Origin of the sequence: Microbacterium sp. MYb72, assembly GCF_002979415.1 — a bacterium.
Classification (GTDB): domain Bacteria; phylum Actinomycetota; class Actinomycetes; order Actinomycetales; family Microbacteriaceae; genus Microbacterium; species Microbacterium natoriense.
The window spans coordinates 41,726-49,195 of sequence record NZ_PCOT01000032.1; the positions used below are offsets into that span (position 1 = coordinate 41,726).

Genomic DNA, 7,470 nt, shown 5'->3' on the forward strand with positions numbered 1-7,470 from the left:
GACAGTCCGGACCCGCGCTCAGGCGCAGGGTGCTCGCGCGTGTGCGCGGCGCTGTTCTCGTGCGAGAACTCAGAAGGACATACCCATGCCCAAGAACAAGAAGCCCCGAGGCGGACGTCCGTCCGCCAACTTCGAGCCGCGCTACGGCGCCAAGAAGACCTCCTTCCACGACCGCCACGCCGGAGCGCGTGACGGCGCCCGCGACGAGCGCGGCGGACGCGCGGATGCCGGCGACCGCCGCAGCGCCCCCGCAGCCGGCGGATACGACCGTCGCCCGGGCAGCCGCAGCGCCGGCCACCGCGGATACCGCCCTGCCGAGGCCGAGTCCGGCGCCCCGAAGCAGCGTTGGGGTGCGCAGGAGCGCGCCGGTCGCGACGAGGCCCGCAGCATCCGCAACCGCGCCGAGTCTGGCCGCCGCGAGGCTCCCCACCACCGCGGTGAGGAGCGTCCCCGTTTCAACGACCGCGCGGGTCAGCGCCCCACCGGCCCCGGCACCTACCGCGACGAGCGTCCGAGCGGTGGCCGCCGATTCGACGACCGTCCGCGTCGTGACGACCGTGGCGGCGCTGAGCGTCCGCGTTTCAACGATCGTGGGGCTGAGCGTCCTCGGTTCGATCGTGACGAGCGTCCGAACCGTGCCGGTGGCCGTGACGAGCGTCCGCGTTTCAACGACCGTGGGGCGGAGCGTCCTCGTTTCGACCGGGATGAGCGTCCGCGCCGTGACGACCGTGGCGGCGCTGAGCGTCCGCGTTTCAACGATCGTGGGGCGGAGCGTCCTCGGTTCGATCGTGACGAGCGTCCGCGCCGTGACGACCGCTCGTCCGAGCGTCCGCGTTTCAACGATCGTGGGGCTGACCGTCCTCGGTTCGATCGTGACGAGCGTCCGCGCCGTGACGACCGCGGCGGCGCCGAGCGTCCCCGTTTCAACGACGCCAGCTCCGTCGAGCGTCCGGCCCGCTCCTACGACGCGGACCGCGCTCGTCGTGCGTTCGACCGCGACCGCACCCAGCGCTCCTACGACGCGCCGGGCGAGCGCAGCCGCCCCTCGACCGGCGGCGCCTACCGCACCGACCGTCCGCGTCGCGACGAGCGTCCGAGTCGTGACGAGCGTCCGAGCCGCAACGACTGGAGCGCGAAGCCCAAGGCCGCGTTCGAGCCGACGGATGACGTCGTGCACGAGCGCCTCGAGGCGAAGTCCGTCGCTGCGGTCGAGGTCGACGGCGTGACCTTCGGCGACCTCGGTCTCGGCTCCAACATCGTCGAGACTCTCGTCGGCATGGGCGCGGCGACGCCGTTCCCGATCCAGGCCGCCAGCATCCCGGCCGTCCTCGAGGGCCGCGACGTCCTCGCCCGCGGCCGCACCGGCTCCGGCAAGACCATCGCCTTCGGCGCCCCGCTCGTCGAGCGCGTGCTGCAGTCGCAGGCCGGCAAGCGCCGTGAGTTCGGTCGGTCGCCCCGCGCGATCATCCTCGCTCCGACGCGTGAGCTCGCGCTGCAGATCGACCGCACGATCCAGCCGATCGCCCGCAGCGTCGGCCTGTTCACCACGCAGATCTACGGCGGTGTGCCGCAGGGACGCCAGGTGGGTGCGCTCAAGAAGGGCGTCGACATCGTGATCGGCACCCCCGGTCGCATCGAGGACCTGATCAACCAGGGCAAGCTCGACCTCTCGGACTGCCGCATCGCGGTGCTCGACGAGGCCGACCACATGTGCGAGCTCGGGTTCGTCGAGCCGGTGCAGCGCATCCTGCGTCACACCGCCGACGGCAGCCAGAAGCTGCTCTTCTCGGCGACGCTCGACCGCGAGGTCGCGGCCCTCGTCGACGAGTTCCTCGTCGACCCGGCCGTCTACGAGGTCGCCGGTGAAGACCAGGAGTCCAGCACGATCGAGCACCGCGTGCTCGTGATCGAGCACCGCGACAAGGCCGACATCCTCACGTCGCTCGTCGACCGCGCCGGCAAGACGCTCGTGTTCGCCCGCACCCGTGCGTACGCCGACATGCTCGCCGAGCAGTTCGACGACGCCGGCATCCCCGCGGTCTCGCTGCACGGCGACCTGAACCAGGCGAAGCGCACGCGCAACCTCGAGCGCCTCACCTCCGGTCGCGTGAACGTGCTGGTCGCGACGGATGTCGCCGCCCGCGGCATCCACGTCGACGACATCGATCTGGTCGTCCAGGCCGATGCTCCCGATGAGTACAAGACGTACCTGCACCGCTCCGGCCGCACCGGTCGGGCCGGCCGCTCTGGGCGCGTCGTCACGCTCATCACGCGTCAGCGTCAGCGTCGGATGACCGAGCTGCTGCAGCGCGCCGAGATCGACGCGCCGTTCGAGAACGCCCGCGTGGACGACGACCTGATCGAGGAGATCGCCGGCCGCGTGCCGACGGCGGCCGACCTCACGGCCTGACCCTCCGCATCGAAGGCCCCGTCACCGCATCCGCGGGTCGGGGCCTTCGGTCTGCGTGCCTCGACTTTCGTATGCGCGGCGCGCGCCTTCCGCACGGACATCTCGTCCGTGCGGGAGGAGATCTCACGATCGGGAGGAGAGATCCGCCGAGTCGCTCCTCCCGAGCGTGCGAACTCCTCCCGAACGTGCGAACTCCTCCCGAACGTGCGAACTCCTCCCGAGCGCGCAGCCTGGCGGCCGCGCCGGGCAGGGAGCGGCGAAGAGAGCGGATGCCGTCCGCTAGGCGAGCTCGTGCTCGTACACCCCGGTGGTCAGCATCGTGCCGTTGAGCGAGAGGTACAGCGTCTGCTCGGTCACCGTCAGGGACAGCACGTTGCGGCGTTCGAGCAGGGGCACCGCCGAGTCGATGAACCCGGGATCGAAGCTGTAGACGCGGATGTCCTCGGCACGGTGGATGCGCTTGTCCGCCCAGGGGGCCATGACCTTCGCGGGATCGCGGTGCGTGTAGACGACGGTGCGCTCCGCGAGCCTGCTTCCGTAGTGGAGGCGCTCGGCATCCGGCGCGCCCACCTCGATCCAGACGGTGATCGCACCGGTGAGGTCACGCACGAGAACAGCGGGCTCATCGGACTGCGAGACCGTGCCGCCGAACACGATGCCCTCCGCGTACTCGAGTCCGTACGCGATCACGCGGGTGAGCATGTAGGCGTCGGTCTCCGACGGATGCCGTGCGACGCGCAACGCGTACTCCTCGAAGACGCCGCGGTCCATGTCTGCGAGCTGCACCTCGAAGGTGTGCATCGTCGATCCGATTGCCATGGGTCGAGCCTATTGGCCAGGGCGGTCGCCGCCGGACGAGGAGGTCGACGGAACGCGCTCAGAAGAGCATCGGCTGCGCAGGGGCGGATGCCGCGCTCGACGCCGACGGCGCGAATCCGGGGCGCGTGCCGCGGACGGGATAGTCGTCTTCGTGTCGACCGTCGAGTCCGTGCATGCGGATCAGGGGGCGCACCCGTTTCGCCAGCCACTGCCGATAGGCCTTCGGGGCCTCCGCGGACACGCCGGGGTACAGGCCGCGATAGGACGACAGCAGGTCGGGCCGATACTCGCCGAGCCACTGGAAGAACCACGGCTTCACGCCGGGCCGGAGGTGCAGCGCCCCGTAGATCACGCGTGCAGCGCCCGCCGCTCTGATCCGGGCCAGCGCCGTGTCGAGCGCGTCGACGGAGTCCGTCAGGTGCGGCATGATCGGCATCAGGAACACGGTCACGCGGAATCCGGCATCCGTCAGCGCCTTCACCGTGTCGAGGCGGGCCTGCGTCGTCGGCGCACCCGGTTCGATGGCCTTCTGCAGGTCGTCGTCGTACATCGCGATGGACATCTGGATGTCGACGTGCACGCGTTCGGCCGCTCTGACGAGCAGCGGTATGTCGCGTCGGATCAGCGTGCCCTTGGTGAGGATCGACATCGGAGTGCCAGATGCCGCGAGCGCCTCGATGATCCCCGGCATCAGGCGGTACCGCCCTTCTGCCCGCTGATAGGGGTCGGTGTTGGTGCCGAGAGCGACGAGCTCGTGCTGCCAGCTGCCCCGCCGCAGCTCCTTCTCGAGCACCTCGACGACGTTGACCTTCACGACGATCTGGGAGTCGAAGTCGGCTCCTCCGTCAAGGTCGAGGTACTCGTGCGTGCCGCGGGCGAAGCAGTTGTGGCTGATCACTCCGTTGGCGATGAAATCACCGGTGCCCGTCGTGATGTCCAGCAGATCCCGTTCTCCGTCAAGAGGCGTGATCTCGACCACACGCAGATCCGCGACGGTCTTGACCGCCGTGCCCTCGATGGACATCTTCCGGGAGGGTCGGGTCCGCGTCGGCACGCCTTCATCGAGGAGGATTTCGCGTGACCTGTCCAGGGCTTCGTCGTCGATGAGGGCGAGACGGAATCGGTGAATCCTCCGAGTCCGCCGTGGGCTCGGATAGGAGCCGTGGAAGATCATCCCGTCCCCACGGATCATCCCGGCGAGGTAGCCGCGACGGTACTCCTCGCCCGAATGCTCGATCGACAGGTCGTCCGCACCGACGCCGAACCCCATCAGCCGATTGTTCAGGGTGAGATGAGGGCGCTGCCCCGTCTCGGCATCCGTGACATGCTTCCAGCCTCGATCCGTGAGGAAGCGATGGTCCCCGCTGGCCTCGAGTCGAGTGCCGTCGGCGAGGGTGACGCGGTAGGCCGGCTTTCGGGTGCTCCATTTCGCCGTGATGGTCGTGCGCACATATCGGCGATAGAAGCCCTGCACTTCGGTGCCGATGATCTCGTCGCCGATCTCAAGCTCACGCAGAGGACGTTGGCGCCCATCCGCGCACAGGATGAGCGTGTCGGGAGAGACGCAGTACACGCAGGCATGACTGCATCCGCGGTAGGGGTTGATCGTCCACCCGAACGGCATCCGCGACGATCCGGGGACCTTGTTCAGCGCCGAGCGCGACAGCACCTCGTGGAAGGTCATCCCCGCGAACTCCGGTGTGGTCACCGTGCGCAGCACGCTGCTGCGGTCTTCGAGCCCCGGCAGAGCGGCAGCATCCGTCTCTCCGAGTTTCTGACCCTGCCAGCGCATGATTCATTCGAACATAGCAACGATACTCGTGTCAACCACGGTGGGATATTCGTTCGAAACGGCGATGGGGGAGAATGGATCCATGTACTCCGCGCGGCAGCCCCAGCATGCACGGCCGCGCTCCCCGATTCACGGGCCCGCTCTTCCCGTCGGACTGGCGGTGACGGCGCTCGGCATCCTGCTCTCCCTCGCCACCGTGCCGTCGGGCGACGCGTCCGCCCCGCAGGCCATGCCCGAGCCGAGCGTGGTCCAGGAGGTGCCGCCGGTCGAGACCGACGCGATCCCCGCCGCTGATCCGTGTTCCGACCCCGCGGTTCTCGACGCCATCGCCGCCGCCGACGACGCGGCGATCATCGCGGGCTTCGGCGGAGGGGAGAGGTTCCGTGCGGCCGTCGTCGCAGGCAACGCGCCCTGCATCTCCCTCGATGACCCTGCGCATGTCTGGGTCGTGGTGAACAAGGCGCGCCCGCTCAACCCCATCGACTTCGCGCCGGCGTCGCTGACCGATGCGCCGCTGCAGATCACCACCGGATCGGGTCAGGCGCGCACCGACGTCGCCCAGGCCGTGGGGGAGCTCGCGGCGGCCGCAGCCGCTGATGGAGTCGGCCAGATCGGCGCCAACAACGGCTACCGCTCGTACGACCTGCAGGTGCGCACCTACGCCACGCACGTGCGCGCCGAGGGGCAGCAGAGCGCCGACGCCGCCTCCGCCCGAGCCGGGCACAGCGAGCACCAGACCGGACTCGCCCTCGATCTCGTGGCGTGTGCGCCGTGCGGCGGCATCGACGCGTTCGGCGGAACGCCCCAGGGGGCATGGGTCGCGGAGCACTCCTGGGAGTACGGGTTCATCGTGCGGTACGAGGCCGGTGCGACGGGCATCAGCGGCTACAAGCCCGAGCCCTGGCACGTGCGCTACATCGGCGTCGAGCTCGCCGCGGCCTATCACCAGGGCGGATTCCACACGCTCGAGGAGTTCTTCGGCCTCCCCGCCGCGCCCGACTACCCCCACTGAGACGCCCTGTTGCGGCATCCGACAATCGCGGTACCCAGTCTCACGGATTGTGGGATGCATTCTCACAATGGTCTGCCGTGCCCCGTGTTTCCGGCATAGAATCACCGGAGCAAAGACGCACGACATGCTCAGGAGGACGCAATGGAACGCGACATCTACGAAGAGGATCACGAGGCATTCCGCGACCTCGTCAAGGATTTCGTCAAGCGCCACGTGACGAACGAGGCCATCGAGCGGTGGGATGCCGCAGGAGAGATCGATCGCGCGACCATGCTGGCCGCGGGTGAGGCGGGCCTGATCGGCCTGTCCGTGCCCGAGGAGTTCGGCGGCGCGGGGATGCTGCAGGATTACCGCTTCCGCACGATCGTCATGGAAGAGGTCATCGCGGCCGGCGCCGGCTCGCTCGCCGGCGCCTTCGGCATCCAGGACGACCTCGCGGTGCCGTATCTCGTGCACATGGGCACGCAGGAGCAGAAGGAGAAGTGGCTGCCCCGCATGGCCACCGGCGAGGTGCTCGGCGCGCTCGCCATGACCGACCCCGGCGCGGGCTCCGACCTTCGCGGCATCAAGACCAACGCCAAGAAGGTCGACGGCGGCTACATCCTCAACGGCGCCAAGACGTTCATCTCGTCGGGCACCACGGCCGACGTGGTCGTGACCTTCGTCAAGACGGGCGAGGGCAACCGGCCCGACGCGTTCAGCCTGCTGCTCGTCGAGAAGGGCATGGAGGGCTTCGACCAGGGCAAGAAGCTCAGCAAGATGGGCTTCCACGGCTGGGACACGGCAGAGCTCAGCTTCACCGACGTGTTCGTCCCCGAGGAGAACCTGATCAGCGGCAAGGAGGGTCAGGGCTTCATCCAGCTGATGCTGAACCTGCCGCTCGAGCGCCTCTCGATCGGCGTCGCCGCAGCCGCGGCCGCCCAGGCCGCCTTCGACTGGACCACCGCCTACACGAAGGACCGCGAGGCGTTCGGTGAGCGCATCGCCGACTTCCAGAACACGCGTTTCCGCCTCGCCGACATGTCGGCGACGACCGACGCGATGTGGGCGTACATCGACCGCGCGCTGCTCGCCTACAAGGACAACAAGCTCACCGCCGAGGACGCCGCGAAGGTCAAGTTCTGGGCGACCGAGCGCGAGTGGGAGGTGCTCGACACCGGAGTCCAGCTGCACGGTGGCTACGGCTACATCATGGAGTACCCGATCGCTCGCGCGTTCACCGACGCCCGGGTGCACCGCATCTACGGCGGCACGAACGAGATCATGCGCGACCTCGTCGGACGTCAGATCGCCGGCAAGCGCTGACGCACGCTGCACGAAGGGCCCCGGATGCTGCATCCGGGGCCCTTCTGCATGTGCATCGTCCCGTCGGGCGTGCACGGGCTGATCATCGACGAGGGACTCACGTTCAACCCCGAGCGCGGCACCGATCGCGTC

At 69.0% G+C, this 7,470-nt stretch carries 5 protein-coding genes; 3 read left to right on the forward strand and 2 right to left on the reverse strand.

What is annotated here, in order from left to right:
- Window positions 1-85 precede the first annotated feature (85 nt).
- Window positions 86-2,410 carry a DEAD/DEAH box helicase gene (locus CQ047_RS15640; protein ID WP_105676726.1) on the forward strand — a complete coding sequence of 775 codons (2,325 nt, stop codon included), beginning with the start codon at window positions 86-88 and terminating at the stop codon, window positions 2,408-2,410.
- Window positions 2,411-2,689: 279 nt separating this feature from the next.
- Here CQ047_RS15640 and CQ047_RS15645 read toward each other — a convergent pair whose 3' ends face one another.
- On the reverse strand, window positions 2,690-3,229 hold the full coding sequence (locus tag CQ047_RS15645) for a YaeQ family protein (RefSeq protein WP_105676727.1): 540 nt from the start codon (window positions 3,227-3,229) through the stop codon (window positions 2,690-2,692).
- Window positions 3,230-3,287: 58 nt separating this feature from the next.
- On the reverse strand, window positions 3,288-5,021 hold the full coding sequence (locus CQ047_RS15650) for an Rv2578c family radical SAM protein (RefSeq protein ID WP_105676728.1): 1,734 nt from the start codon (window positions 5,019-5,021) through the stop codon (window positions 3,288-3,290).
- An 82-nt stretch (window positions 5,022-5,103) separates the two neighbouring features.
- Here CQ047_RS15650 and CQ047_RS15655 point away from each other — a divergent pair, with 82 nt between their 5' ends.
- Window positions 5,104-6,033: a M15 family metallopeptidase gene (locus tag CQ047_RS15655; RefSeq protein WP_105676730.1), complete on the forward strand. Its 930-nt coding sequence runs from the start codon at window positions 5,104-5,106 to the stop codon at window positions 6,031-6,033.
- Window positions 6,034-6,174: 141 nt separating this feature from the next.
- Window positions 6,175-7,338, forward strand: a complete 1,164-nt coding sequence (locus CQ047_RS15660) for an acyl-CoA dehydrogenase family protein (RefSeq protein WP_105676731.1) — start codon at window positions 6,175-6,177, stop codon at window positions 7,336-7,338.
- Window positions 7,339-7,470: the final 132 nt, after the last annotated feature.

Bases quoted from the DNA above. Each gene is read 5' to 3' on its own strand.
- CQ047_RS15660 (WP_105676731.1), top strand. From the start codon at position 6,175: ATGGAACGCGACATCTACGAAGAGGATCACGAGGCATTCCGCGACCTC.
- CQ047_RS15655 (WP_105676730.1), top strand. From the start codon at position 5,104: ATGTACTCCGCGCGGCAGCCCCAGCATGCACGGCCGCGCTCCCCGATT.
- CQ047_RS15640 (WP_105676726.1), top strand. From the start codon at position 86: ATGCCCAAGAACAAGAAGCCCCGAGGCGGACGTCCGTCCGCCAACTTC.
- CQ047_RS15650 (WP_105676728.1), bottom strand. From the start codon at position 5,021: ATGCGCTGGCAGGGTCAGAAACTCGGAGAGACGGATGCTGCCGCTCTG.
- CQ047_RS15645 (WP_105676727.1), bottom strand. From the start codon at position 3,229: ATGGCAATCGGATCGACGATGCACACCTTCGAGGTGCAGCTCGCAGAC.